The sequence below is a fragment of the Candidatus Brevundimonas colombiensis genome (assembly GCA_029202665.1).
In the GTDB taxonomy this organism is placed as follows: Bacteria; Pseudomonadota; Alphaproteobacteria; order Caulobacterales; family Caulobacteraceae; genus Brevundimonas; species Brevundimonas colombiensis.
In genome coordinates, this window is sequence record CP119326.1 from 585,764 (window position 1) to 611,839 (window position 26,076).

General features: G+C 67.8%; 26 protein-coding genes. 14 read left to right on the top strand and 12 right to left on the bottom strand.

Translation table 11 applies throughout. The features are described from left to right. Window positions 1-13: 13 nt before the first annotated feature. A complete protein-coding gene (locus tag P0Y50_02715) occupies window positions 14-391 on the top strand; it encodes a lysozyme inhibitor LprI family protein (protein WEK40536.1) in 378 nt (125 codons plus the stop codon). A gap of 82 nt (window positions 392-473) precedes the next feature. On the opposite strand, the gene P0Y50_02720 is transcribed toward P0Y50_02715, so the two are convergent. The 3 genes from P0Y50_02720 to P0Y50_02730 all read right to left on the bottom strand — a co-directional run bounded on the left by P0Y50_02720 (window position 474) and on the right by P0Y50_02730 (window position 4,274). After that, entirely contained in the window at window positions 474-2,582 is a 2,109-nt protein-coding gene (locus P0Y50_02720) for a PBP1A family penicillin-binding protein (protein WEK40537.1), read from the bottom strand. Between the two features lie 112 nt (window positions 2,583-2,694). Next, window positions 2,695-3,321 carry a class I SAM-dependent methyltransferase gene (locus tag P0Y50_02725; protein WEK40538.1) on the bottom strand — a complete coding sequence of 209 codons (627 nt, stop codon included), beginning with the start codon at window positions 3,319-3,321 and terminating at the stop codon, window positions 2,695-2,697. After that, window positions 3,318-4,274 carry an alpha/beta hydrolase gene (locus P0Y50_02730; GenBank protein WEK40539.1) on the bottom strand — a complete coding sequence of 319 codons (957 nt, stop codon included), beginning with the start codon at window positions 4,272-4,274 and terminating at the stop codon, window positions 3,318-3,320. The genes P0Y50_02725 and P0Y50_02730 overlap by 4 nt, the downstream gene beginning before the upstream one ends. Window positions 4,275-4,468: 194 nt before the next feature. Here P0Y50_02730 and P0Y50_02735 point away from each other — a divergent pair, with 194 nt between their 5' ends. Then, a complete protein-coding gene (locus tag P0Y50_02735) occupies window positions 4,469-5,563 on the top strand; it encodes an aromatic ring-hydroxylating dioxygenase subunit alpha (protein WEK41514.1) in 1,095 nt (364 codons plus the stop codon). Between the two features lie 160 nt (window positions 5,564-5,723). Here the strand turns inward: P0Y50_02735 and P0Y50_02740 are convergent, their stop codons facing one another. Next, window positions 5,724-6,740: an adenosine kinase gene (locus P0Y50_02740; GenBank protein ID WEK40540.1), complete on the bottom strand. Its 1,017-nt coding sequence runs from the start codon at window positions 6,738-6,740 to the stop codon at window positions 5,724-5,726. Between the two features lie 92 nt (window positions 6,741-6,832). On the opposite strand from P0Y50_02740, the gene P0Y50_02745 reads away from it, so the two are divergent. Next, entirely contained in the window at window positions 6,833-7,705 is an 873-nt protein-coding gene (locus P0Y50_02745; GenBank protein ID WEK40541.1) for a transporter, read from the top strand. Here the strand turns inward: P0Y50_02745 and nth are convergent. Continuing rightward, on the bottom strand, window positions 7,702-8,445 hold the full coding sequence (gene nth, locus P0Y50_02750) for an endonuclease III (protein WEK40542.1): 744 nt from the start codon (window positions 8,443-8,445) through the stop codon (window positions 7,702-7,704). The genes P0Y50_02745 and nth overlap by 4 nt on opposite strands. Beyond that, window positions 8,442-9,776, bottom strand: coding sequence for an NAD(P)/FAD-dependent oxidoreductase (locus P0Y50_02755; GenBank protein ID WEK40543.1), 1,335 nt, complete (start codon window positions 9,774-9,776; stop codon window positions 8,442-8,444). Before P0Y50_02755 ends, nth begins: the two co-directional genes overlap by 4 nt. Window positions 9,777-9,895: 119 nt before the next feature. Here P0Y50_02755 and P0Y50_02760 point away from each other — a divergent pair, with 119 nt between their 5' ends. From P0Y50_02760 to P0Y50_02780, 5 genes are all read left to right on the top strand, one after another. Then, window positions 9,896-11,014, top strand: a complete 1,119-nt coding sequence (locus P0Y50_02760; GenBank protein ID WEK40544.1) for an HlyD family secretion protein — start codon at window positions 9,896-9,898, stop codon at window positions 11,012-11,014. Further along, on the top strand, window positions 11,011-12,621 hold the full coding sequence (locus P0Y50_02765; protein WEK40545.1) for a DHA2 family efflux MFS transporter permease subunit: 1,611 nt from the start codon (window positions 11,011-11,013) through the stop codon (window positions 12,619-12,621). The genes P0Y50_02760 and P0Y50_02765 overlap by 4 nt, the downstream gene beginning before the upstream one ends. Then, window positions 12,621-13,238: a TetR/AcrR family transcriptional regulator gene (locus tag P0Y50_02770; protein ID WEK40546.1), complete on the top strand. Its 618-nt coding sequence runs from the start codon at window positions 12,621-12,623 to the stop codon at window positions 13,236-13,238. The genes P0Y50_02765 and P0Y50_02770 overlap by 1 nt, the downstream gene beginning before the upstream one ends. A gap of 47 nt (window positions 13,239-13,285) precedes the next feature. Beyond that, window positions 13,286-14,059, top strand: coding sequence for a creatininase family protein (locus tag P0Y50_02775; GenBank protein ID WEK40547.1), 774 nt, complete (start codon window positions 13,286-13,288; stop codon window positions 14,057-14,059). A gap of 68 nt (window positions 14,060-14,127) precedes the next feature. Then, entirely contained in the window at window positions 14,128-14,526 is a 399-nt protein-coding gene (locus P0Y50_02780) for a phasin family protein (GenBank protein WEK40548.1), read from the top strand. Between the two features lie 119 nt (window positions 14,527-14,645). Here P0Y50_02780 and P0Y50_02785 read toward each other — a convergent pair whose 3' ends face one another. From P0Y50_02785 to ftsY, 4 genes are all read right to left on the bottom strand, one after another. Continuing rightward, on the bottom strand, window positions 14,646-15,260 hold the full coding sequence (locus P0Y50_02785; protein WEK40549.1) for a MarR family transcriptional regulator: 615 nt from the start codon (window positions 15,258-15,260) through the stop codon (window positions 14,646-14,648). A gap of 121 nt (window positions 15,261-15,381) precedes the next feature. Beyond that, the gene (locus P0Y50_02790; protein ID WEK40550.1) at window positions 15,382-15,672 is read right to left on the bottom strand and encodes a putative quinol monooxygenase; all 291 of its coding nucleotides are present in this window, start codon (window positions 15,670-15,672) and stop codon (window positions 15,382-15,384) included. Between the two features lie 7 nt (window positions 15,673-15,679). Beyond that, entirely contained in the window at window positions 15,680-16,345 is a 666-nt protein-coding gene (locus tag P0Y50_02795; GenBank protein WEK40551.1) for a septation protein IspZ, read from the bottom strand. Window position 16,346: 1 nt separating this feature from the next. Beyond that, entirely contained in the window at window positions 16,347-17,282 is a 936-nt protein-coding gene (ftsY, locus tag P0Y50_02800; protein WEK40552.1) for a signal recognition particle-docking protein FtsY, read from the bottom strand. Window positions 17,283-17,386: 104 nt separating this feature from the next. On the opposite strand from ftsY, the gene P0Y50_02805 reads away from it, so the two are divergent. From P0Y50_02805 to P0Y50_02825, 5 genes are all read left to right on the top strand, one after another. Beyond that, complete coding sequence (locus P0Y50_02805) at window positions 17,387-17,629, top strand: hypothetical protein (GenBank protein WEK40553.1); 243 nt, start codon at window positions 17,387-17,389, stop codon at window positions 17,627-17,629. A gap of 124 nt (window positions 17,630-17,753) precedes the next feature. Continuing rightward, the gene (locus tag P0Y50_02810) at window positions 17,754-19,799 is read left to right on the top strand and encodes an NAD(+) synthase (protein ID WEK40554.1); all 2,046 of its coding nucleotides are present in this window, start codon (window positions 17,754-17,756) and stop codon (window positions 19,797-19,799) included. Window positions 19,800-19,858: 59 nt separating this feature from the next. After that, a complete protein-coding gene (locus P0Y50_02815; GenBank protein WEK40555.1) occupies window positions 19,859-20,083 on the top strand; it encodes an alkylphosphonate utilization protein in 225 nt (74 codons plus the stop codon). Between the two features lie 43 nt (window positions 20,084-20,126). Further along, window positions 20,127-21,248 carry a GTP-binding protein gene (locus P0Y50_02820; protein WEK40556.1) on the top strand — a complete coding sequence of 374 codons (1,122 nt, stop codon included), beginning with the start codon at window positions 20,127-20,129 and terminating at the stop codon, window positions 21,246-21,248. 60 nt (window positions 21,249-21,308) lie between these two features. Beyond that, a complete protein-coding gene (locus P0Y50_02825) occupies window positions 21,309-22,031 on the top strand; it encodes a hypothetical protein (protein ID WEK40557.1) in 723 nt (240 codons plus the stop codon). Between the two features lie 46 nt (window positions 22,032-22,077). Here the strand turns inward: P0Y50_02825 and P0Y50_02830 are convergent, their stop codons facing one another. Both P0Y50_02830 and P0Y50_02835 read right to left on the bottom strand, forming a co-directional pair. Further along, window positions 22,078-23,130 carry a deoxyhypusine synthase gene (locus tag P0Y50_02830; protein ID WEK40558.1) on the bottom strand — a complete coding sequence of 351 codons (1,053 nt, stop codon included), beginning with the start codon at window positions 23,128-23,130 and terminating at the stop codon, window positions 22,078-22,080. 213 nt (window positions 23,131-23,343) lie between these two features. Continuing rightward, a complete protein-coding gene (locus tag P0Y50_02835) occupies window positions 23,344-24,609 on the bottom strand; it encodes a type III PLP-dependent enzyme (protein ID WEK40559.1) in 1,266 nt (421 codons plus the stop codon). Between the two features lie 242 nt (window positions 24,610-24,851). Between P0Y50_02835 and P0Y50_02840 the strand changes: the two genes are divergently transcribed. Continuing rightward, complete coding sequence (locus P0Y50_02840; protein ID WEK40560.1) at window positions 24,852-26,075, top strand: DUF2254 domain-containing protein; 1,224 nt, start codon at window positions 24,852-24,854, stop codon at window positions 26,073-26,075. Window position 26,076: the final 1 nt, after the last annotated feature.

Here is a 26,076-nt window from a genome sequence, read left to right on the forward strand (position 1 = left end):
CTAGGAACGCTCCATGAAAACCATGCTCTCCCTGTCCCTCGCCCTCGGACTGGCGGTCGCCGCCGCGTCGTCGGCCTCGGCGCAGTCCCAGACGACGATGAACGCCAACGCCGCCCAGGACCTGCAGCGCGCCGACCGCGCGTTGAACAGCCAGTACACGGCGACGATGGGCCGGCTGTCGCCCGCCAGCCGCACGCTGCTGCGCACCGCCCAGCGGACCTGGATCAGTTTCCGCGACCAGCAGTGCCGCTTCGAGGCTTCTGGCGTGCAGGGCGGATCGGCCTATCCCATGGTGCATTCGACCTGCGTCGCGCGGCTGACCAACGAACGGACCCAACAACTGCGCACCCTGGCGCAATGTCAGGAGGGCGACCTGTCCTGTCCGCGCTGACGCCGGCGTAGAACCCGAAATGAAAAAGGCAGGCGGCCGCCGGGCCGCCTGCCTTCATCTTTGTCCAGCCGCGTTCGGCCGATCAGAAGAACAGGGCCTCGCCCTTGCGTTCGGGCTGGGGACGACCTTCCGGCTGCTTGTTCGACGGATCGCGATAGCCGGGCGGCGGGCCCGAAGGACGGGTCGGCTGCTGGGGCGCCAGCGGTTTGGGCTGGGTCGGCTGGACGACGGCGCCGGGTTGGTCGAGATAGGGTTCGCCCTGGTCGGGATCGACCGGCTCGACAAGCGCCCCGCCCTGATCCAGCCCGCTCATCAGATCGCCGACCGGATCGGGCGCGACCCAGCCCTCGGGCATGGGCGGGCCGTTGGGGATGCTGGGCGCATTCAGGCGCGGCAGGGCCGCCTCCATGAAGCCCTTCCAGATGGCGGCGGGGGACGAACTGCCGGTGACGCCGCGCATGGCGGTGTTGTCGTCCTTGCCCACCCAGACGGCGGCGACGAAGCCGCCGGTGTAACCGACGAACCAGGCATCCTTGTAATCCGAGGTCGTGCCGGTCTTGCCCGCCAGGTCGCGGCCCGCGATCGCCGCCCCCCGGCCGGAACCGCCGGTCACCACGCCGCGCAGCACCTGGTTCATGTAATAGAGCGGAGGATTGTTGATGGCCTGGCCGCTCTGGCCGCTTTCGCGCTGATAGATGACGCGGCCCTGGGGCGTGCGGATGCGGCTGATGCCATAGGCCTGGACCCGACGGCCGCCATTGGCGAAGGCGTCATAGGCGGTGGCCATCTCCAGCGGCGAAACCTCGACCGCGCCCAGCGCCATGGCCGGCTCCAGACCGATGCGGCTTTCGATGCCCAGGCGTCGGGCGGCGCGGGCCACGCTGTCGCGCCCCACCTGATCAGCGACCGAAGCCGCAACCGTATTGGTTGATTGCGCCACGGCCTGGGCGATGGTCATCGGCCCGTGGAAGGTCCCGGAATAGTTCTTGGGCGACCAGTTGCCGATGGTGATCGGCTGATCGACCACCGGAGTCTGGGGCGTGAAGCCCGCCTCCATCGCCGCCAGATAGACGAAGGGTTTCCAGGCCGAACCGGCCTGACGACGCGCGTCGACGGCGCGGTTGAACTGGCTGTCGGCATAGGACGAGCCGCCGATCATGGCGCGGACCCGCCCGTCGCCGTCCAGGGCGACCAGGGCCGCCTGCTGCACGCCCTTGCCCGCGTCGCGGTCCAGGATGCGGCGCACCGAACGTTCGGCGGCGGTCTGAAGCGTCAGGTCCAGGGTGGTCTCGACCACCATGTCCTCGGTCGGCTCGCCGACCAGGCCGCGGATCGACTTGTCCAGCCAGTCGATGAAATACTGGGCGTGCTGGGTCGCCAGGGTGCGCGAGACGATGACCGGCTGGGTCACGGCCTGTTCGCGCTGGGCGGCGGTGATGACGCCCGCCTCTTCCATCTCGTTCAGGACGACGGTGGCGCGGGCGGCGGCGCGCTCGCTCTCGGACACCGGCGAATAGCGCGAAGGGGCCTTCAGCAGGCCCGCCAGAAGCGCCGCCTCTCCGACCGTCAGATCCTTGGCCGACTTGTCGAAATAGCGTTGCGACGCCGCCTCGATCCCATAGGCGCCGGCGCCGAAATAGACCCGGTTCAGATACAGGGCCAGGATTTCCTTCTTGGAGAATTTCATCTCCAGCCAGACGGCCAGCATCAGCTCCTGCACCTTGCGGCGCAGGTTCTGGTCCGGGGTCAGGAACAGGTTCTTGGCCAGTTGCTGCGTCAGGGTCGAACCGCCCTGCACCACCCGCCCGGCGCGCAGGTTCCGAACCATCGCCCGGGTCATGCCGATCGGGTCGAAACCGGGATGGTGATAGAAGCGCCGATCCTCGATGGCGATGAAGGCGGCGGGCACATAGTCCGGCAGGGCGTCCAGATCGGCGGGCGGCGCCATCTGAGTGCCCCGCGTCGCGATCAGGGCGCCGTTGCGATCCAGATAGGTGATCGAGGGCTGGCGATCGACCCGATACAGGCTGGAGGTGTCGGGCAGGCCGCGCGCGAAGACGGCGAAGAAGACGACCAGGAAGATCAGCCCCCAGACCGCCAGAACCGCGCTCCAATACAGCAGCCGCTGCAACGCGGACCGGCGGGGCTTGCCCTGGGCCTGTGGTCCGCCCGCGTTCACTGGTCCCGCCATGTCCGTCCTTCAGATGCCGCGCCGGGAGCGACGCGGTTCGCCTATATCGCTGTCATATCCCCTAAGCGTCGCCGCCGAAACGTCCCCGCCGAGATAACGCGACCGTGATCGGCTATTTCGCCGAAAGAAAGGCGCGCCGCGCCAGCCAGACGCCCGTCTTGGCCCCGTCGCACACGATGTCCAGGCCGGCGGCCGACAGTATGGCGCGATAGGTCCCGGGGTCCAGGCTGGCGTGATACAGCGGCGCGCCCCGCCAGTCGCCGATCGTCTCGCCATGGGCATGGCCCGAGGTGAACATGAGCCGCCCGCCTGGCGCGACGCGGCGCGCCAGTTCCGGCAGGACCGCCTGCTGGTCGTCGGGACTGAGGTGAAACAGGCTGTGCCAGGCCAGAACGCCGTCGAACGCGCCCTGAGGCAGACCCTGGCGCATGTCGCCCAGGCTCCACTCCCCTTGCGGCAGGGTCGCGGCCGCGTGGGCGATCAGGCCGGGCGAGGCGTCCACGCCCCGCACCCGAAAGCCGCCCGCCAGAAGGGCCGCCCCCATCGGCCAACCCGATCCGCACCCCACATCCAGGACATGGGCGCCCAACGCCAGACCATCGCAGAACCGCTCGATCCACGCCGCCTCGTTCAGGCCGCCGCCGTCGCCGGGGTGCAGGACGGCGCCCCGATCGGCGATCCAGTCGGCGGCCCGATCGCCGTACAGGCCGACGATGCGTTCGGCGGACGGATGGGTCATCGCGCCAGGAAATCATCCAGCGCGCCGTAGAAGGCCCGGGGCTGGTCGAACATGATGAAGTGGGCGCTGTCGTCGATCCGTTTCAGGGTCGCGCCCGGCAGGCCGGCGTAGGAGGCCTGATAGATGGCGTCGGTGATTTCCGGCGTCATGCGCGCGTCGTTGAACTTGACGTACAGCACCTCTGTCGGGGCGGTGATCCGGGGCAGTTCGGGACGCAGGTCGGTGGCGACCAGTTCGCGGAAGGCCGCAGCCGAGACCTTCTGATCGCTGTCGCGCATGTTTTGCAGGGCCAGTTCGCGGCGGGCCTCGGTGTTGATCATGCCGGTGATGGAGGCCGTGGCCTGGGCGACATAGGCGTCGCGCGGGCTGTTGGCCTGGGCGGCCCAGATCTGGTCGGCGATGGGCGCCGCCGTCTCGGCCGTCGCGCCGGGGGCGGCGAACATCGCGCCCATGAAGGGGACCATGTCCACCACCATCAACCGTCCGACCTGATCGGGATGGCGCGCCGCCAGCATCAGGCCGATGGTCCCGCCCATCGAATGGCCGACGACGGCGGGCCTGGTCAGACCCTGTTCGCGGATGTAGCGGGCGATCTCCTCGGCGACGGGCGCGGCGACAGGCGTGGGCGCCGATCCGGTCTGGGCGTTTGCGGCGGGCGGCGCCCCGGCGAAGCCGTCGACCTGGATGCGGTGGATGCGCCAGCCCACGCCGTCCTGCGCGACCAGATGATCCACCGTCCCCTGCCAGATCTGGGGCGAGGAGCTGAGGCCGGGGATCAGGATGATGTCGCACCCGTCCCCATTCCCGGCTCTGTCGCCGTCGACCGTCACCTGAATGCGATCGGACTGGAAGGCCGCAGGACCTTCGCCGGAATGCGTTCCGCGCCCGTCCTGGGCCGAGGCCGCGACAGGCGCGCCCAAGATGGCGGCGGCGATGGCGAGAATGCGGAGCATGGCGAAACGTCCCTTCGACGCCGTGAGCGGCGTTCTTCAGAAGGGAGTTAATCGCGTCCGGCCGCCGAGGGAAAGACGTGGCTTGGACAAACCGTCCCGCTTGCCTCGGCGCACGCCCTCTATGGCTGTGACGCCTGCGCTGTTAAACAGCGCGGATGACCGCCGCTCCCGTCTCGTCTCCCCAAGCCCCCGTCATGGCCGAAGCCGCCCCGGCCAAGGTGGGCGCGCAGCCGTTCGGCAAGGGGTTCATCGCCGACGCCTGGTATTTCGTCGCCCTGGGCCGGGACGTCGCGCCCGCCAGCCTGAAACGCTACGAGATCATGGGCGAGCCGGTCCTGGTCGGCCGCACCCGCGCGGGCCAGGTCTATGCGATGCGCGACATCTGCCCCCACCGGGCCGCACCCCTGTCGGCGGGGCGTCTGGTCGAGAAGCCCGGCGAGGGCGAGACGGTGGAATGCCCCTATCACGGCTGGCGCTTCCGGCCCGACGGGGTCTGCGCCGCCATTCCTTCGCTGGTCGAGGCGCAGGCGTTCGAGGCGAACCGCATCCGCGTGCGGTCCTATCCGGTGCGCGAAAGCCAGGGGATCGTCTTCGTCTGGATGGCGTCTGACGCCCGCAATCCGATGGAGCCGGACCACGAACCGCCCGTCTTCCCCGGCGTGGTGGGCGGCGAGGCCAAGCTGGTCGAGGCGATGGATTTCGACAGCCATATCGACCACGCCGTCGTCGGCCTGATGGACCCGGCGCACGGCCCCTATGTCCACCAGCAATGGTGGTGGCGGTCCGAACATTCGATGCACGAAAAGGCCAAGGCCTTCGCCCCGACCGAGGCCGGCTGGGCCATGGTGCGCCACGCCCCCTCGTCGAACAGCCGCCTCTACAAGATTCTGGGCGGGGCGCCGGCGACGGAGATCACCTTCCGCCTGCCGGGCTATCGCTGGGAACATATCCAGGTGGGCGAAAAACAGGTTCTGGCCCTGACCTGCCTGACGCCGATCACCGAGACCAAGACCCGCATCACCCAGATGTTCTGGTCCGACCACTGGGTGTTCGACATCGCCAAACCCTTCCTGCGGATGGGCGTCGTGGCCTTCCTGAAACAGGATGGCGGCATGGTGAACCTGCAGAACGAGGGCCTGCGCTACGACCCCGCCCTGATCTGGATCGACGACGCCGACAAACAGGCCAAATGGTATCAGCAGCTGAAACGGGAATGGGTCAGAAGCCGGGCCGAGGACCGCGCATTCGTCAACCCGATCCAGCCGACGACCCTGAGGTGGAAGAGCTGAGTCAAAAAACCTCTCCTTTTGGGAGAGGGCTTGAGCGCACGGCGGCGCAGCCGCCGTCCTCGCGCGAAAGGGTGAGGGTCGTTCCTGCGAGTCGGCCCACCGGCCGACCCTCATCCGACCCTTCGGGCCACCTTCTCCCAATGGGAGAAGGATCATGGGTTCAGATCTTCAACCCGTGCTCGGCGGCCAGGTCGGCCAGTTTGACCATCGGGCGGGGGCCCCAGTGGGCGATGACTTCGGAAGCGGCCAGCGAGCCGAGCCTGGCGGCGTCTTCCAGAGGCAGGCCGCGCGCAAGACCCAGCAGGAAGCCGGCAGCGTACTGGTCGCCGGCGCCGGTGGTGTCCACGACCTTGGCGACCGGATAGGCGGCGACGGTGACGCGCTGATCGCCCCGGATCACCACCGAGCCGTGTTCGCCGCGCGTGACGGCGGCGATGTCGACGATGGCGGCCAGCCGGGCGGCGGCGGCGTCGAAGTCGTCGGTCTCGAACAGGGCGCCCAGCTCGGCCTCGTTGGCCAGGACGATGTCGGCGGACTGGGTGATGAAGTCCAGCAGTTCGGCGCGCCAGCGGGCGACGACGAAGGTGTCGGACAGGGTGATGGCGACCTTGCGGCCCGCCTGGTGCGCGGCGGCGGCGGCGCGTTCGAAGGCGGCGCGGGCCGGGGCCGGGTCGAACAGATAGCCTTCCAGATAGACGATCTGGCTGGCGCCGATCAGGGCCTGATCGATGTCGTCGGCGTAAAGCTGGTTCGCGGCCCCCAGGAAGGTGGCCATGGTGCGCGCGCCGTCGGACAGCACATTGATCAGGCAGCGGCCGGTGCCGAAGCCCTGGTCGGCGCCGCCCGTCAGGACCGGGGTGTCGAAATGGACGCCCGCCGCGCGGATGTCGTGGGTGAAGACCTGGCCCAGCGTATCGTCGGCGACCTTGCCGATATAGGCCGCGCGCCCGCCGAACGAACCGACGCCCGCCACGGTGTTGCCCGCCGAGCCGCCGGAAGCCTCCACGCCCGGCGCCATAGCGTCGTACAGGGCGGCGCTGCGTTCGGCGTCGACCAGCTGCATCGAGTTGGGGGCCAGGTCCTGGGCCGCGAGGAAGGCGGCGTCGCAGGGGCTGAGGACATCGACGATGGCGTTGCCGACGGCGCAGACATCGTATTGGGCGGTGTTCTGGATCATGATCGCGCCTTAGCGGCTGGAAGGCCGCGCGTCACCCGAAATCATATAAGGATGCCCTTATATGCCCGCCCCGGCTTCGCTATGAGGACGTCATGACCCAGATCGCCGTTCTGACGCCCGACCCCCAGGACAAATCCTACATCGGACGCTGGCCCGAGGTGCTGGCGCGGCTGACGGCGGTGCTGCAGGACACGGGCGCGCGCGTGGTCGCCACGCCCTGGACCGATCATGTGGAGGACGCCTCGGGGCTGGCCGCGCACGATCTGATCCTGCCGGTCATCACCTGGGGTTATCACCGCGATCACGACCGCTGGCTGGCGGCGTGCGAGACGTGGAGCCGTGCGGGCCTGCCGGTCGCCAATCCGGCCGAGGTGCTGCGCTGGAACTCGGACAAGTCCTATTTGGCGCGGCTGGCGGACCAGGGCGTGCCGATCCCGCCGACGCGCTGGACCGACGGCGTGACCCAGGATCAGGTGAACGCCGTCTTCGCCGAGACCGGGGCGCAGGTCCTGATTGTCAAGCCCACGGTGTCGGCCGGCGCCTTCCGCACCCTGCGCCTGTCGCCGGGCGAGGCTCTGACCGAGGCGCCGGAAGGGGCGGCGATGATCCAGCCCTATCTGAAATCCATCGAGACCGAGGGCGAGACCTCGCTGCTGGTCTTCGGCGGGTGCCTCAGCCATGCGGTCAACAAACGCCCCGTGCCGGGCGACTTCCGCATCCAGATGCAGTTCGGCGGCCTGTACCAGACCGTGACGCCAGACGCCGAGGCGATGGCCCTGGCCGAACAGGTGTTGGCGGCCATCGCCGAGCCGCTGCTTTACGCCCGCATCGACATGGCGCGCGACGACGCCGGGCGCTGGGTGCTGATGGAGGCCGAACTGATCGAGCCCGACTTCTATCTGGATTATGATCCGGCCAACGGCGCGGGTTTCGCCGCCGCCGTGGCGGCGCGCCTGAAAGCCTAGGCCGCCTCGCCCAGGGCGATCAGCCCGGCCCGCGACGGACACAGGTCGGCGATCAGACACGACAGGCATTTGGGCCTGCGCGCCGTGCAGGTGTAGCGGCCGTGCAGGATCAGCCAGTGGTGCGCCTTGGGCAGCCAGTCCTCGGGCACGACCTTGAACAGCTGATCCTCGACCTTGTCGGGCGTTCCGGCATTGGCCAGACCCAGCCGGTGCGAAACGCGGAAGACGTGGGTGTCCACCGCGATGGCCGCCTCGATCCCCAGCTCGTTCAGCACCACCGAGGCGGTCTTTCGCCCCACGCCGGGCAGGGCCTGAAGGTCCTTGCGGTTCAAGGGGACCTGGCCGCCATGCTGCTCCAGCACGATGCGGCTCAGCGCGATGACGTTTCGCGCCTTGCCGCGATAAAGGCCGATGGAGGCGATGTAGGGGATCAGCCCCTCCTCGCCCAGCGCCAGCATCTTTTGCGGCGTGTCGGCGACCTGGAACAGACGGTCTGTCGCCTTGTTGACCGAGACGTCGGTGGCCTGGGCCGACAGGGCCACGGCGACGACCAGCGTATAGGGGCTGGAAAAGTTCAGCTCGGTCTTGGGATCGGGCATGACCCCCGCCAGCCGTTCGAAGATGGCCTCGACCCGATCCTCGTCGGGGGGCCAGCGCAGCACGGGGATGGCGGCGCCGGTCATGATCGACGGGCGTTTGGCCGGTTTGGCGGCGGGCTTTCCAGCCTTGACGGGCTTCATGCCTCGCTGTCGCCGTCATGCCGTCGCGGGTCAATCCCCAAGGCGGTCAGGGCCGCGTCCGCCGCCCGTTCGCCCTCCATCCAGGCCCCGTGGGCCGTGCCGTAATAGAGGGGCGCGGTCGCTTCCCCGGCCAGGAAGAGGCGGTCCTCGACGGCGACGCGCAGCTTCGCCCGATCGCCCGCGTGACCCGGCAGGGCGTGGGAATAGGCGCCCCGAGACCAGGGATCGACGCCCCAACCGCTGACGGCGACCGCATCCAGCCGCCGACGCATGTCCGATCCCAGGGCCGAGACCAGTTCGGACACGGCGAAATCCGCCAGGGCCGCCGGTCCCTGCGCCTCCAGCCCCCAGGCCAGATCGGCGCCGAAATAGGCCTCGATCATCGGCCGGCCAAAAGGCCGCAGGTGATAACCGCCGGTCTGGGCGGTGTCGGTGCGGGTCCATAACTGGGTGTCGGGCTGGAAATCGCGCGCGCCGCGCACCGTCATATGCACCTTGGACGCCAGGCCCAGCGGCACGCCGGCGGTCGCCTCCAGCAGGGCCGGAACCGGCGGGTCGATGCGGACGGTCTCGTTGGCGATCAGGCTGTTGGGCGTGGTCAGGATGACGATCCGCGCCGTCAGCTCGCCCCGGCTGGTCTCCAGCCGCAGGGAGGCGCCGGACCGATCGATCCGACGCACGGCGCAGTCCGTCACCGTGACCGGGGCCGCCGCCTCGCCCAGGCGCGCGATCAGCCGACCATAGCCCTCGCGCACACGCCAGTTTACGCCCGTGTCGCCATAGGCGTCGTAGTCCAGGGTCGAGACCTCGGCGAAACGCGCGCCGTTCAGGGCGCCGGAGATGGCGTCCATATGGGCGTTCCAGCGGCAGTCGGGCTCGAACAGGTCGGCCGCCGGGCGGTCCTCGCCCTGACCGGCCCGGCAAAGAGAAGCCGCCTCCGCCACGCGCTGATCGAAGGCGGCGAAGGCTTCGCCGAACGCGGCCTGATCCGCCGGCGTCATCTCGTGGTCGAACGCCTGTTTGCGCCAGGGCGGCGGGGTCTGGTCCAGCGTCAGCCCCTCGGCCTCCACGCGGTCCGCCAGGACATTGTCGTCGGCCGAGTGCAGCCAGCCGCAGCCCATGTCCAGGCCTTCGCCTTCGATCCGCTGGGTGAAGGCCCGACCGCCGATCCGGCTTCGCGCCTCCAGAACCAGCAGCGACAGGCCGGGCCGCATCAGGCGGCGCGCGGCCGCGATGCCCGCGGCGCCCGCGCCGACCACGACCACGTCCACCTGGGACGGAAGGGGATTGGCGGCCTTGGCGAAGTCGGTCATGCGGCGGGAAAGATACACGAAATCCGCCCCGTCCGGACAGGACGCAAAACATTCGCATCAAGGGTCATTGATTTCTGGACGATGAAGTCCATTTTAGCGCCGCTTCAATCGGTCGCACCCCTCCCCCGGATTTCCCCATGTCGCCTGCACTCAAGAAACGTCTGCCGCTGATCGCGGCGGTGATCGTCGGCCTCGCGCTGATCGTTGGCGGCGCGATCTGGTGGCTGAACGGCCAGCGGTGGGAGAGCACCGACAACGCCTTTGTCCAGGCCGACACCACCCTGGTCAGCCCGCAGCTGTCGGGGCGCGTGACCGAGGTTCTGGTCGGCGACAACCAGCGGGTCGAGGCCGGCCAGATTCTGGTGAAGCTGGATAATTCCGACCAGAAGGCCCAGTTGGCCCAGGCCGAGGCCAATCTGGCCGCCGCCCTCGCCGCCGTGGGGCACGTCGACGCCCAGGCCGAGCAGGAACAGGCGACCATCGCCGCCCGCGCCGCCGCCGTCAGCCAAGCCCACGCACAGGCCGGCCTGGCCAGCGCCGAGGTCGACCGTTACGGCAGGCTGGCCGAACAGGGCTGGGTCTCGCAACAACGCATCCAGACCGAACGCGCCTCGGCCGCCACCGCCGCCGCCAGCGTGCAGCAGGCCCAGGCCGCCCTGGTCGCCGAACAGCGCACCGCCGGCGTGCTGGGCTCGACCCGCCAGCAGAGCGTCGCCGCCGTCGAACAGGCCCGCGCCGTCGTCGATCAGGCGCGCATCGCCCTGGAGCGCACGGTGATCCGCGCCCCCGCCGCAGGCGTCGTCGGCGCGCGCAGCGTCCGCCCCGGCCAGTATGTGAATGCCGGAACTCAGTTGCTGTCCATCGTGCCCCTGACCCACACCTATATCGTCGCCAACTTCAAGGAGACGCAGTTGGACAAGGTGCGCCTGGGTCAGGCCGTCGAGATTTCCGCCGACGCCTTCCCCGGCCGCAAAATCCAGGGCCGGGTCGACAGCTTCGCCCCCGCCACCGGCTCGGAATTCGCCCTGATCCCGGTCGAGAACGCCACCGGCAACTTCACCAAGATCACCCAGCGCGTGCCCGTGCGGATCGTGGTCAGCGGCGACGACCGGAACCTGGCCCTGCGACCGGGCCTGTCGGTGGACGTCAAGATCGACCTGAAGAGCCAGGGCGGCCAGAGCTTCGCCGAAGCCGCGACCGGCGCAGTCGCCTCCGCCGCCGCCCCGTCCACGACGACAGGAGCCGCAGGCCAGTGACCGCCGCCGCCCCCGCCGCTGAAGGCGGGGCCCCCGCCGCGTCCAAGGGCCCCGTCGCCGGCCATCCCGAGATCAACTGGACCATGCTGCTGCTGGGCTTCGCCGGCATGGTGGTGGGTCAGTTCATGGCCATCCTGGACATCCAGATCGTCGCCGCCTCCCTGCCCCAGATCCAGGCGGGCGTCGGCGCTTCGGCCGACGAGATCAGCTGGATCCAGACCGCCTATCTGATCCCCGAGGTGGTGATGATCCCGCTGTCGGGCTTCCTGTCGCGCCTATGGGGCACGCAGCGATTGTTCCTGGCCTCGTGCGCCGGCTTCGTGCTGATGAGCATCGCCACCGGCCTGTCGTCGTCCATCGACACGATGATCCTGTTCCGCGCCATCCAGGGCTTCGTCGGCGGGGCCATGATCCCGACGGTCTTCGCCGTGGCCTTCACCGCCTTCCCCCCCGACAAGCGGGTCACGGCCAGCGTGGTCATGGGGCTGATCGTCACCCTGGCCCCCACGGTCGGCCCGACGCTGGGCGGGCACCTGACCGAATGGCTGAGCTGGCGCTGGCTGTTCTTCATCAATGTCGGGCCGGGCCTGATCGTGCTGTTCCTGGTCGGCCGCTACGCCAACTTCGACAAGGGCGATCCGTCCCTGGCCAAGGGGTTCGACTGGTGGGGGCTGGGCTTCATGGCCGCCTTCCTGATGTCGATGCAGTTCGTGCTGGAGGAAGGGGCCAAGAACGACTGGTTCGACGACACCCACATCCTGCTGCTTTCGGTGGTGGCGGCGGTCGCCGGGCCGATCTTCGTCTGGCGCTCGTTGACCTATCGCCAGCCGATCGTAGAGCTGCGCGCCTTCGCCAACCGCAACTTCCTGGTCGGCTTCATCATGACCTTCATCGTCGGGTTCGCCCTGTTCGGCGGCACCTTCCTGCTGCCGCTGTTCCTGGGTCGGGTGCTGCACTATTCCTCGTCCGAGGTCGGCACCACCATGGTCGTCTCCGGCCTGGCCATGTTCGCCACCGCCCCCTTTGCGGGACGGCTGGTGCGCAAGATGGATGCCCGTATCCTGATGTTCGGCGGCTTCATGATGTGCGCCTGGGGCATGTGGGAGGCGCGGCTCGTCACCGAGACCTGGGGCTTCTGGGAGTTCGCCTCGGTCCAGGCCTTCCGAGGCATAGGGGTAATGCTGGCCATGATCGCCTCGCAGCAGGTGACGATGGCCACCCTGCCGCCGCACATGATCAAGAACGCATCGGGGCTGGTGAATCTGGCGCGCAACGTCGGCGGGGCCTTTGGCCTGGCCATACTGAACACCAGCCTGACCTCCAACACCGCCCTGCACATGACCGAACTGACCAGCGCCATAGGCCAGGGCGACCAGGCGGTGCGTCAGATGCTGGCCGGCATGACCCAGCGCTTCGCCGGCACCATCGACCCGGCCGCCTCGGCGATGAAGGCCATCTATGGCATCCTGCAGCGTCAGGCGACGACCATGGCGTTCGGCGACGCCTTCGCCCTGTTGGGGGTGATGTGCGCGGGGGCGGCCTTCGTCACCCTGCTGGCCCAGCCGGTCAAGGCCCAGGCCGGCGCCCCGCCCTCGGACGCCCACTGATGGCGCGCCGTCGCGGACAGGTGGACGAGAAGAAGAGCGAGGCGATCCTGGACGCCGCCGCCGCCCTGTTCGCCGACAAGGGTCTGCAGGCCAAGATGAACGAGATCGCCACAAGGGCGGGCGTGTCCAAACAGACGGTCTACAACCGTTTCGCCTCCAAGCTGGAGATCGCCCAGGCCCTGGCCGCCAAACGGGTGGAGGACATCGTGGCGCCCCTGCGCACCGCCGGCGATCCGCAGACGGTGCTGGAAAACCTGGCCCTGACGTTGCTGAACCGGGTGTGCAGCGCCGACAAGGTGGGTTCGATGCGCGGCGTGGCCCTGGTGTCGGTCGAGGCGCCGGACATCGCGCGCGCCATTTATGAATCCGGGCCGCGCCAAAGCCTGAGGGAAATGGCGGCCTGGCTGGCCGAGCAGACGCGGCTGGGCCGGCTGGATGTGGCCGATCCCGAGCAGGCGGCCGAAATGTTCTCCGGCCTGGTGCTGGGCCACGGCCATCTGCGCGCCATGCTGGACGTGCCGCAGTTGGCGCCAGACAAGCGCGCGGCGCGGGCCAGGGAGGCGGCGCGCATCTTCGTGGCCGCCCATAAGCCGTCGTCCAAGGCGAAGACTTCCTGATCCCGGCGCGCTAGACTCCGCCCATCCTGTAGCCTGAGAGCGTCTTCATGCTGATCCACCTGTCGTCCTGGCCCGAGATCGACGCGCGACTGAACGATGGCGGGCCGTTGTCCAGGACGGTGGTCGTGCCGATCGGCTCCAACGAGCAGCACGGGCCGACCGGTCTTCTGGGCACCGACTGGCTGTGTCCCGAGATCATCGCCCACGAGGCCGAGAAGACCGATGCCAACCTGATCGTGGCCCCGACCTTCAATATCGGCATGGCCCAGCACCATCTGGCCTTCGCCGGCACCATATCCTTGCGCCCCTCGACCTTCATGGCGGCGATCACCGACTGGGTCTCGTCGCTGAGCCGACACGGGTTCGAGCGGATCTACTTCCTGAACGGTCACGGCGGCAACGTCGCCACCATCGAGGCGACCCTCTCGGAAATCTACGCCGAGTGGAGCTTCGTCGAGGACCAACCCCCCTTCATTCTCAAGTTGAAGAACTGGTGGGACCTGCCCGGCGTGCATGGGCTGTGCAACCGCCTGTTCCCGACCGGCCATGGGATGCACGCCACCCCGTCAGAGATCGCGGTCACGCAGGCCGCCTATCCCGACCGCATCAAGACGGCCGACTACAGCCCCCGGATCGCGCCCAGCGGCCCGATCCGCGACGCCCTGGACTATCGCGCCCGCTTCCCGGACGGCCGGATCGGCTCGGACCCCGCCCAGGCCAGCCCGGAAAAGGGCCGACAGATCATCGATTCAGCCATCCCCGCCCTGCTCGGCGACGTCGCGGCCTTCGCCGCCGAAGTCCAGCCGGAGGTCGCGTCCTGAGCCGCCGGACCCCCACCGTCGCTGACGCCGCCGTCGTCGGGGCCGAACTGCTGGCCGCCTCCGCCGAGGTGATCGCGGCCCGCACCGGACGGATGGCGCAGGGGCTGACCAGCGCCAAGGGTCAGGACCTGAAGGAACTGTCGCTGATGGGTTCCGAGAAGGCCGAGGCCCTGACCGCCTCGGCCGGGGCCGTCGCCGCCAGCGCCGGGGCCATCGGCCGACGTCTGGGTCAAGCCGCAATGGACGAAGGCGCCCTGGCGCTGCAGGCCGCCGCCGCGATCGGCGGCGCACGCACGCCGGCCCAGGCGGCCGAGGCGCAATTCCGCTATGCCCTGGGATGGTGGAACCGCGCGGCGAACCAGGCCCTGACGTTGAACGACGCCCTGATGAGGGCCCAGGCCGATGCGGTCGCGCCGATCCACAAGACCGCCACGGCCAACGCCAAACGGCTGCGCAGGAAGACCTGACGGCGTCGAAATCGTCGCAGCTCGGCTGGTCGTCATTCCAGGGCGCCCGAAGCGGTCGGCAGGGCGACGACAGCCCGGCTTCCCGGCGATGCTCGGCGCCGGAAGGATGTGCGGTCGAGCTAGAGCGGCTCCACCAGCTTCAGCTTGGGCTTCTTGACCTTGGGCGCCTTGGCCGGGCGGTCGGCCTTGCGCGCCGCCTTTTCGGCCTTCCTTGTTTCCTTCTCGGCCGTCTTCAACGCCTTCTTGGCGGCCTTGGCCTCGGCCTTGGCGGCGTCGGGGGCGGCGTCGGCGGCGGCGGCCAACTCGGCCAGTTGCGCCAGGAAGCTCTCGCGCTGCCCCTTGGGCAACAGGCCCATGATCCGCTTGTCCGCCGCCTCGACCAGCGGACGGGCGGCCTCCAGGCGCTCTGCGCCCTCCGTCGACAGGCGAACCGCCTTGGCGCGCGCGTCCAGGGTCGAACGTTCGCGCTCCAGCAGGCCCTTGGCGGTCATGCGGGTGACCAGATCGGCCAGGGTCGAACGGTCGATGCCGGTCATGCGGACCAGTTCGGTCTGGGTCAGACCCGCTTTCAGGGACACCGCCTCCAGCACGGCGAACTGACGCTGGGTCAGCCCGTCCGGTCCCGTCTCTTCCGAATAGATGTCCAGCGCCAACTGCAGGGCGCGATGCATCAGATGGCTGGGCGAGGTTCCCAACGGCCCCACCCGTTTCGCCAGCTTACCCGCCTTGACCATGAGACCGTCCCCGAATGTTTCGTCCGAACCCGTACCAGCGACGCTTTACGTTTTGACGGGGGAAGTATGTAGGTTGTGCGACAATTTGTCTGTAGGCGCGTCGCAGCCGTCCCACCTCACGTCAGGCGTCAAACCTGTCCATCAATATATAGGTTCCGGGCTTGGACTGATGAGCGTCGACCATCGGAACCAGCCGCGTGAAATGGTCGGTCCGGCAGTGGGCGTCCAGCGCCGCCCGGTCCGACCATTCCTCGATGAAGACGAAATGGCCGGGGTCCTTGTGATCCACAAACAGATCATAGGCGATGCAGCCCGGCTCCTGCCGCGTCCGCTCGATCAATTCGCGATAGAGCGGCAGGACCGCCTCGATATGTTCAGGCCTGATGAAGTCCTGGGCGATGACCTTCAGCACGCGGATTTCACAGTCCGGTGTCAGGAGAGATGGGGCCCGGCTGCTCGTCCTTGATCATGTTCTTCATGATCAACGGAACCTGCGACAGACCAAAGACCGAGGCCGAAATCCACAGCACGCCGCGGAAGCTGGCCCAGACGTCGTTCGGGTTCGGCGTATCGCGGCCAAGGGCGTGCCAGATGGCGGTCACGGCGGCGGGGCTGCGGAAGATCTCATTCAGTATGGCGACCGTCAGGAAATAGAGCCCATAGCGCAGGGTCAGCTTGCGCCACGCCGCGTCATTGACCTTGATCGCCGACCCCAGCAGCGCCTTGAACGGATATTTCTTCAACGGGATCGACCCCAGCAGGATCACGGCCAGAAGCCCGTTCTGCACCGTCAGCTTCAGCTTCACATACAGGTCGTCGTGGGTGAAGACGGTCAGCAGGCCGAACACCAGGGCGAACAGGCCGGTGATCAGCGGCAGGGGCGCGAACCGGCGCTCGACCGCGAACCCGACCGCCAGGGCCACGGCCGATGCGAAGACCAGCACCCAGGTCGCCAGGATCATGTCCCGGGTGACGAAATAGCTGACCATGAAGGCGGCCAGGGCGCCGAAGTCGACGACCTGCCTTATCCACTGGCGGTTCTTGGGTGCGGACGGGGGCGCGGGAACGGGGGCGGCGTCAGTCATCTCAGTCTTCCAGTCCCACCAGCGAGCGGGAAAATGCACGGGCGTCGAACGGCTGCAGGTCCTCGACCCCCTCGCCCACGCCGATCAGCATCAGGGGCGCGTCGGACGCCTGGGCCACGGGGACCAGCACCCCGCCGCGCGCCGTGCCGTCCAGCTTGGTCATGACGACGCCGGTGACGAAGGCCGTGCGGCCGAAAATCTGCTCCTGGGCCAGGGCGTTCCTGCCCACGGTGGCGTCCAGGACCAGAAGCGTGTCGTGCGGCGCCTCGGGATCGACCTTCTTCAGCACCCGGACAATCTTGAGCAGTTCATCCATCAGGGCCGACTTGTTCTGCAGCCGTCCGGCCGTGTCGATCAGGACGACGTCGTACCCTTCGGCCCTCGCCTTCTGATAGGCGTCGAAGGCCAGACCGGCGGCGTCCGCTCCGTCGCGACGGCTTTCGAAATCGGCCCCGGCCCGTTCGGCCCAGACCTTCAGCTGCTCACGCGCGGCGGCGCGGAAGGTGTCGCCGGCGACGATCATCACCTTGGCGCCCCTGCCGGTCAGGTCGGCGGCGATCTTGCCCAGGGTCGTGGTCTTGCCCGAGCCGTTCACGCCCACGAACAGGACGACATAGGGTTTGGGGCCGCTCAGCGGGTCAAAGGTCGCCTGACGCGGCGATAGTTCGGCGGCGACCGCCTCGGCCAACGCCTCCTTGACCTCGCGTTCGGGCGCATCCTTGCCGAACTTCAGGCCGCGAAAACGCTCGACGATGCGGGCCGAGGCGGCGGGGCCAAGATCGCTTTCCAGCAGATGCTCTTCCAACTGCTCCAGCGAGGCCTCCGACAGGGGTTCCTTGACGAAGGTCGCGACGACCTGATCGGTCATCTGTTTGGAGGAGCGCGAGAGCCCAGCGGACAGGCGCTGGAACCAGCCTTTTTTCGGCGTGTCGGTCATGGGATGGCTTTAGCGATGACGGAGCCGCGCGTCATCCGCATTCGCGAGAAGACCGCACGGACATAGCGCGCCAGAGGCATTTCGCCACGCCCTCTTCCCCAAGGATGCGCCTGACCTATGACGCCGGCTCCTTGCCCCTGGTCATCAAGGTCGGCTCCAGCGAAGACACCACCCTGGTCATCAACGGCGCCAACGGCCGCTGGTACTGCGACGACGACAGCGGCGGCGGCGTGGACCCGGCCATCCGGCTGAACAACCCCGACAGCGGCGTTTATGAAATCTGGGTCGGCGCCTATGCCGACAAACCCGTCTCGGCCACCATCTTCATCACCGAGCTGGCGGATTGATCCGACGTTCCCCGGTTTCGGCCGGGGGGCGTTTCCGCCTGTGGGGCATCTCGCCCGCGCGCCCGTTTCTCGCCTATATGAGGGCTTGAGGACCGGCGCGCGCCGGGATCAACGGAAAAGCCCGATGTCCGAACCCCACGCCTTCCATTCGCCCAAGACCCACGGCTTCGTACGGGTGGCGGCGGCGACCCCGATCAGCCACGTCGGCGACCCCAGGGCCAACGCCGCCGAACATATCGCCCTGATCCGGCAGGCGGGTGAACAGGGCGCGGACCTGATGGTCTTTCCCGAGCTTTCGCTGTCGGCCTACGCCATCGACGATCTGCACATGCAGGCGGCCCTGCTGGACGAGGTGGAACGGCAGATCGCCGTGCTGGCCGAGACGACGGCGGACGCCGATCTGATCTGCGTGGTCGGCGCGCCGATCCGCAGCGGCGACGCCCTGTTCAACTGCGCCGTGGTGATGGGCGGGGGCGAGGTGCTGGGCGTGGTTCCCAAGACCTATCTGCCCAACTATCGCGAATATTATGAGAAACGCTGGTTCGCCCCGGCGACGGCGCGGACCGAGGACGTGATCCGTCTGAACGGCGAGACGGTGGATTTCGCGCCGGGCCTGATCTTCGAGGCGGCGAACCGGCCGGGCTTCGTTTTCGCGGTCGAAATCTGCGAGGACTATTGGGCGCCGCTGCCGCCCTCGACGCGCGCGGCGCTGGCGGGCGCGCGCATCCTCTTGAACCTGTCGGCGTCCAACATCGTCATCGGCAAGGCGGACGAGCGGGCGATGCTGAGCGCCAGCCATTCGGCGCGCACCCTGTCAGCCTATGTCTTCGCCGCCTCGGGCTGGGGCGAATCGACCACAGACCTGGCCTGGGACGGTCAGGCGACGATCCACGAACTGGGCGCCAAACTGGCGGAAGGGCAGCGGTTCGCGCTGGAGAACCATCTGACGATCGCCGACGTGGACGTGGACCGGATCGGGCTGGACCGCCTGCGGAACGGCACCTTCAGCGAATGCGCCCGGAACGAGGGCGAGGCGGCGACCGTCGTGCCCTTCCTGGCGCGCGAGGACCATGAGGCCAGCGAACTGATCCGGCCGCTGGACCGCTTCCCCTTCGTGCCCGACGACGCCGGGCGGCTGGATCAGGACTGCTACGAGGCGTTCAACATCCAGGTGCAGGGGCTGATGCGCCGGATGACGGCGACGGGGGCCAGGTCGCTGGTCATCGGGGTGTCCGGCGGGCTGGATTCGACCCAGGCCCTGCTGGTCGCCTGCCGCGCCTTCGACCGGCTGGACCTGCCGAGGACCAGCATCCTGGCCTATACGATGCCGGGGTTCGCGACATCGGACGGGACGAAATCCAACGCCTGGGCGCTGATGAACGCGCTGGGCGTGACGGGCGCCGAGATCGACATTCGCCCCGCCGCCGAACAGATGTTCAAGGACATCGGCCACGCCTACGCCGAGGGTCAGCCGGTCCACGACATCACCTTCGAGAACGTGCAGGCGGGCCTCAGGACCGACTATCTGTTCCGGCTGGCGAACCAGAACAAGGCGTTCGTCCTGGGGACCGGCGACCTGTCGGAACTGGCGCTGGGCTGGGCCACCTATGGCGTCGGCGACCATATGAGCCACTATAATGTCAACGGCGGGGTGGCGAAGACGCTGATCCGGCACCTGATCCGCTGGGTGGCGGGGGGCGACCTGATCGGCGACACGGCGCGCGAGACGCTGCACGCCATTCTGGACACGGAGATTTCGCCCGAACTGGTGCCGGCCAAGGACGGGGTGATCCAGTCGACCGAGGGAACGGTCGGCCCCTATGCGCTGAACGACTTCTTCCTCTTCTACATCAGCCGGTTCGGCCTGGCGCCGTCCAAGGTCGCCTTCCTGGCGCATCAGGCCTGGGGCGACCGGACCGTGGGCGAATGGCCCGCCAATACGCCCGAGAACGAAAAGGTCGACTATGATCTGGCGACCATCAAGGCCTGGCTGAGGAAGTTCCTGATCCGCTTCTTCCAGACCGCCCAGTTCAAACGCTCGGCCCTGCCCAACGGCCCCAAGGTGGTGACCGGCGGCTCTCTGTCGCCGCGCGGCGACTGGCGGGCGCCGTCGGACGGCAATGCGCGGGTGTGGCTGGACGAACTGGACGCGAACGTTCCTGACGCCTGAGGCGAAATCCCGCGCTTGCCGTATGGATATTCGGACCGCCGGGCGCTAGAAGCTTGGCCATGACCGAAGACGTGACCAAAGACTCCAACGGCAACATCCTGGCCGACGGCGACAGCGTGACCCTGATCAAGGACCTGAAGGTCAAGGGGTCGGGCGGCGTGACGCTGAAGCGCGGCACGATGGTCAAGAACATCCGCTTGACCGGCGATCCCGACGAGATCGAGGCCAATGTGGAAAAGGTGCGCGGCCTGGTCCTGCGCACCGAGTTCGTCAAGAAGGCCTAAAGCCCCCTTTTCAAGCGGGGACGCAGCCGCCATCTAGCGGCCTATGACCGACACCCTCGCCGCCCCCGCCTCGACCGCTGCGTCCAGCGGAAAAATCCCCGTCACCGTCCTGACCGGCTATCTCGGCGCGGGCAAGACGACGCTGCTGAACCGGATCCTGACCGAGGACCACGGCAAGCGATACGCCGTCATCGTCAACGAGTTCGGCGAGATCGGCATCGACAACGACCTGGTGGTCGGCGCCGACGAGGACGTGTTCGAAATGAACAACGGCTGCGTCTGCTGCACGGTGCGCGGCGACCTGATCCGCGTCGTCGCGGGCCTGATGAAGCGTCAACGCCCCGGAAAGCCCGCCTTCGACGCCATCATCGTGGAGACGACGGGTCTGGCCGACCCCGGCCCGGTGGCCCAAACCTTCTTCGTCGACGAGGACGTCAAGGCCAAGACCCAGTTGGACAGCGTCACCGCCCTGGTCGACGCCAAACATGTGATGGCGCGGCTGGACGATTCGAAAGAGGCGCGCGAACAGGTGGCCTTCGCCGACCGGATCATCCTGAACAAGGTCGATCTGGCGACGGCGGACGAACTGGACGCGGTCGAGGCGCGTCTGCGGGCGCTGAACCCGCTGGCCCCCATCGTGCGCGCGGAACGCTCCAACGTGCCGCTGGACCAGGTGCTGGGCCTGCACGCCTTCGACCTGGACCGGATTCTGGAGGTGAAGCCCGACTGGGTGAACCCACCCCACGGCGCAGACGGCCATGTGCATGACGAACACTGCGGCCACGACCACCACCATCATGACCATGACCATGGGCATGATCACCACGACCACGACCACGCTCATGGGGCGCGAGGTCACGCGCACCAGGACGACATCAAGGGCATCTCCCTGTCGCTGGACCGCCCGCTGGACGGGGGCAAGTTCACGGCCTGGCTGGACAAGCTGCTGGGCGAGCAGGGCCAGAACATCCTTCGCGCCAAGGGCATAATCGACCTGAAGGGCGAGGACCGCCGCCTGGTCTTCCAGGCCGTTCACATGATCCTGGAAGGCGATCTGCAACGCGAATGGGGCGTCGCCGAACGCCGCTGGAGCCGCGCGGTCTTCATCGGCCGTGATCTGGACGAAGCCGAACTGCGCAAGGGGTTCGAAGCCTGCGCGGCCTAACGGCCCCGCCACTTTTCCGCCCCACTCTCTCCGCAGCCTGGAGTTAGGCGGAGAGAAACCATGAAGCGATTGATTCTGGCGGCCTGCATGGCTCTGCTGTGCGGCTGTTCGACCTATACGACGCCCGGCGCCGGTGTCGAACTGGGCGCGATCACCGAGGCGGATGGCGACATCGCTGCGGCTTTTGCGCGTCAACCGGCCGTTGTCTTCCCCGCTCGGCTGGCCGTCGCGCGCGTCGCTTCAGCCGGCTATCGAACCGCATCCAACAGCAGCATCGGCAATGGCGCGTTCGGCATCGTCACGACACGGGATATCGAGACGGACGAAAGTCTCGCGCGGCTGGCGCAGATGCCGCGGATTTCCGGCGTCGCCCCGGTAAGTCGTCTTCTGGTCTCGCCAGACCTGAAGGACACCCGCGACTTGCGCGCCGCCGCCGCCCAGCTGAGGGCGGACGTCATACTCATCTATACGATCGACACCCGCTTCCGCACCGAGAGCGCAGCTTTGGGGCCCCTGCAAACCATCGCTCTCGGTTTTCTGCCCAGCAAGAAGGCGGTCGTGAACGCCACCTGCGCCTTCATCCTCATCGATGTGCGAACCGGCTTTGTTTACGGAACAGGCGAGACGACGGCGACCGAGGATCAGCGTTCCAATGTCTGGGGCAGCGAGAACGCTATCGAGGCGGCGCGCCTGAGGGCCGAACGCAAGGCGTTCGAAGACGGCCTGGGCGAAGTCGCCAAGCTCTGGTCATCCGTGGTCGCAACGCATGGCGGCCAAGGCTGAGGAAACGCTAAGACCGCCGGATCGCTCCAGCGGTTTCTATCTTCGACTATTTGCCGAACAGCTTGTTCCAGCGGCGCTTGTCGCGGGCCTTCCAGGCGCCGCGGTGGTAGGCGTCGGAGGCGATCAGGGGGACGACGGTGGTGGCTTCGGCGAAGACCATCTGTTCGTGGGTGGTCTGGACCTTGCCCCAAGACGCCGCCTCTTTCAGCGTGGACGACGAGCAGGCGCCGTCGCGGACATCGGCGACGGTGATCTGGACCGCATAGCGGTGCATCTCGGCCTCGACGCCCAGGATTTCGGCGCAGACGACGGTGTCCTGGGCGAAGTTCTTGGGCACGCCGCCGCCGACCATGAACAGGCCGGTGACGCCCGCCGCGATCTTGATGTCGGTCAGTTCGCGGAAGTCGGCGATGGCGTCCAGCATCAGATAGGGCTGACCGGCGGCCGCCCGTTCCTTCTGGTGCTTGACCAGGCCGAAACCGGCGGACGAGTCGACGAAGGCCGGGCAGAAGATCGGCACGCCCTCTTCATAGGCGGTCTGGATCAGGCAGCCGGGCTTTTTGGCGTTGCCCTCGCTCAGCCATTTGCCCATTTCCCAGATGAACTCGCGGCTGGAATAGCCGCGCGGCTCCAGCCGATTGGCGATCTCCAGAATGGTGTGGTCGCAGGCCTGAAGCTCTTCCTCGTCGATATAGGTGTCGTAGATGCGGTCGATGTAGTTTTCGCGCAGCACGTTGTCATCGACCTGACCGGCGGCCTGATAGTGTTTGAAGCCCAGGGCCTCGAAGAAATCCATATCGACGATGGAGGCGCCGGTGGCGACCACGGCGTCGACCATGCCGAACTTCACCATGTCGCGGTACACGTCCATGCAGCCGCCGGCCGAAGTCGAGCCGGCCAGGATCAGCCAGGGCGAGCAGTCCGCATCCTCGATGGCCATCGACAAGATGTCGGCGGCGCGGGCGGTGTCCCGGCTGCTGAACGACATCTTGCGCATGGAATCGATGATCGGACGCGCATCGAAGCTGGTGATGTCGACATGCTCGACGATGTTCTGCAGCAACTGCGCCTTGGTGTTGGACGAGGCGGGAGCGTTCATTTCGGCGGTTACCCTGTGATTTGAGCGCCCGTCGAACAAGCAGACGTGCCGGGACGGAGCGACCGACAGGACCGATAGACTCCCAACCTCAAGCCGTCACCCTCGGACTTGATCCGAGGGTCGGATACGCAGCCGCATGACTTCCGACAGAGAAGACGCGGATGGCCCGATCCTCGGGTCGAGCCCGAGGATGACGGATTGGGTTGAAGCGCCCTACTTCCGGCGCGACTTGCGCTGACCGGCCTTACCCTTGGGACGTGACAGACGCACGACCTTGCGGGCGTTCTCTTCCGCCGTGGTGCGCACGGTGGGGATGGAGCGCGGGGCCAGACCATAAAGCGAAGCCATGGGGGCGTCCTCGACCACGGCGAGATCGTGCTCGCCATAGCCGTTGAAGCCGGTCGACATCGCGACGCCGTAAGCGCCCAACATGCCGATCTCGATGAAGTCGCCTTCGCGCACATCGGCCGGCAGCCAGAAGGGTCCCGGCATATGGTCGATGGAATCGCAGGTCGGACCGTAGAACTGGAACGCCTTCAGCTCGCCCGAGCTTTCCCCGTCCCGGACCAGCTTGGTCGGGAAGGGCCAGCGCGAGTGGGTCGCATCGAACAGCGAGCCGTATGAGCCGTCGTTCAGATACAGGGCGTCGCCCTTGCGCAGATCGACGCGCGCCAGGATCGACGAGGATTCGGCGACCAGCGACCGGCCGGGCTCGCACCACAGTTCGGTCGTTTCCGACACCGGCATCTCGTTGAAGCCGCGATGGATGGCGTCGGCGTATTCGCTCATGTCCGGCGGGACCATGCCCGGATAGACCGAGGGGAAACCGCCGCCGACATCAACCACGTCGACGATCACGCCTGCGCGGCTGATCGACCGACCGACCTGGGCCATCGCCGCCTGATAGGCGGTGGGGCGCATGCACTGCGAACCGACATGGAAGCTGACGCCCATCAGCCCTTCCTTTACCGCCTGGCGCGTGGCCAGCAGCAGGGCCGGAGCCTGGTCCGACGAGACGCCGAATTTGCCCGACAGGGTATAGGCGGCGCCGTCGGCCGAAACGGCCATACGCACGATCAGATTCAGGTCGTCCGCGCCGCCGGTGGCGTCGAGGATCTTGTTCAGCTCTTCCACGCAGTCGAGCGAGAAGGTGCGGACGCCGTGGTCGAAATAGGCCTTGGTGATCGCAGAGCGGCTCTTGACCGGATGCATGAAGGCCAGGCGCGCGTCATCGCTGACCGAACGGACCAGTTCGATTTCGGCGATGGACGCCACGTCGAAGGCGCGAACGCCTGCCTCGACCAGGGTCTCGATGACCCAGCGCGACGGGTTCGCCTTCACCGCATAGAAGACGTCGGCTTTTAAATTATCCTGGAACCAGCGCGCCGCTACGGAAACCGAACGCGGCCGCACGAGTGCGACGGGACGTTCAGGAGGCCGCTCACGGACCAGGTCCAGGGGAAGTTGGTACGTGCGCAATTCACGTAGCCCCCTGCTAATTGTTAACCCAGACCGGCGTTAGCAGCGCGTAACGGTTAGACCTACGGGGTCCGCCGGAAACGGGGATATGGGGGCTGTGGACTGTCATGTAAAGCGGTAATTTCATGGCAGGGCCTGGGTTTGGCCCGGCCCGGACTGTCACAAATGTCCGTCCACCCTCGTAATGGTGCGCGAAGGGCAACCTTGGCCTTTGGCCATCGTTGAGACCAGGGGAGGCCTGAATGAACCGCTGGATATTCCTGTTTCGACGCATGTCGCGCCAGCTGTGGTGGCGCGCCAGCCTGTACGCCGCCTTGGGCGTGGTCGCCGCCCTGGCCGCGGCCTGGGGCGCGCCCTTCGCGCCGCCGGTGCTGGCCGAGCGGTTCGGCGGCGATTCCGTCGAGGCGGTGCTGACCATACTGGCGTCCAGCCTGCTGGCCGTGGCGACCTTTTCGCTGGGGGCCATGGTCACGGCCTATACCAGCGTATCCAGCGCCGCGACGCCCCGCGCCGCCGCTCTGATCACCGGCGACGAAAGCACCCAGAAGGCGCTGGCCACCTTCGTCGGCGCCTTTCTCTACGCCATCGTCGGGGTCACGGCGATCAATGCGCAGTATTACGGGCCGGGCGGCCGGGCGATCATCTTCGTGTTCAGCCTGGTCGTGGTCGCCCTGGTCGCGTTTCGCCTGCTGACCTGGGTCAGCCGACTGACGCGGCTGGCGCGGTTAAGCCACACGGTCGAGCGGATCGAGGCCGAGGCCCAGGCCGCCCTGACGGCCGAGGCGAGACGACCCCGAATGGGGGCCTCGTCCGGCGTCCTGGACCAGGGGCCGGTCGTGACCGCGCCCCAGACCGGCTATGTGCTGAACGTGGACGTTCAACGTCTGCAAGCCACGGCCGAGCGGGCCGAGGGGCGGATACAGGTGATCGCCCGCCCCGGCGCCTTCGTCATGCGCGGCGAGCCTCTGGCCCGGCTGAGCGGCGAGGCCGTCGATGCGGACGCGGTGCAGACGGCCTTCTCCCTGGGGCGCGAACGGTCGTTCGACCAGGATCCCCGCTACGGCCTGATCGTGCTGGGCGAGATCGCGGACAAGGCCTTGTCGGCCGCCGTCAACGACATCGGCACTGTCGTCGGCGTGATCGGTTCGGGGGTGCGGCTTCTGGACCTGTGGGCCGAAACGACGCCGGACGATCGGGCGCCCTGCGACCGCGTGCTGGCTGAGCCCTTGTCGGCGGACGATCTGCTGGACGACATCTTCGGCCCCGTGGTGCGCCACGGCGCCCACGATCTGACCAGCGCGGTTCGTTTGCGAAAGGCGCTGACCTCCCTGTCCGTTCATCCGGTCCTGTCGAACGCCGCGCAGGCCATGGATGCGCGGCTGATGCAGGATGCGGATTTCGCCAACGTCGCGGACATGGAACGGCTGCGGCGTTGCGGCGGCGGGGGCCGGACAAGGGCAGGCTAGA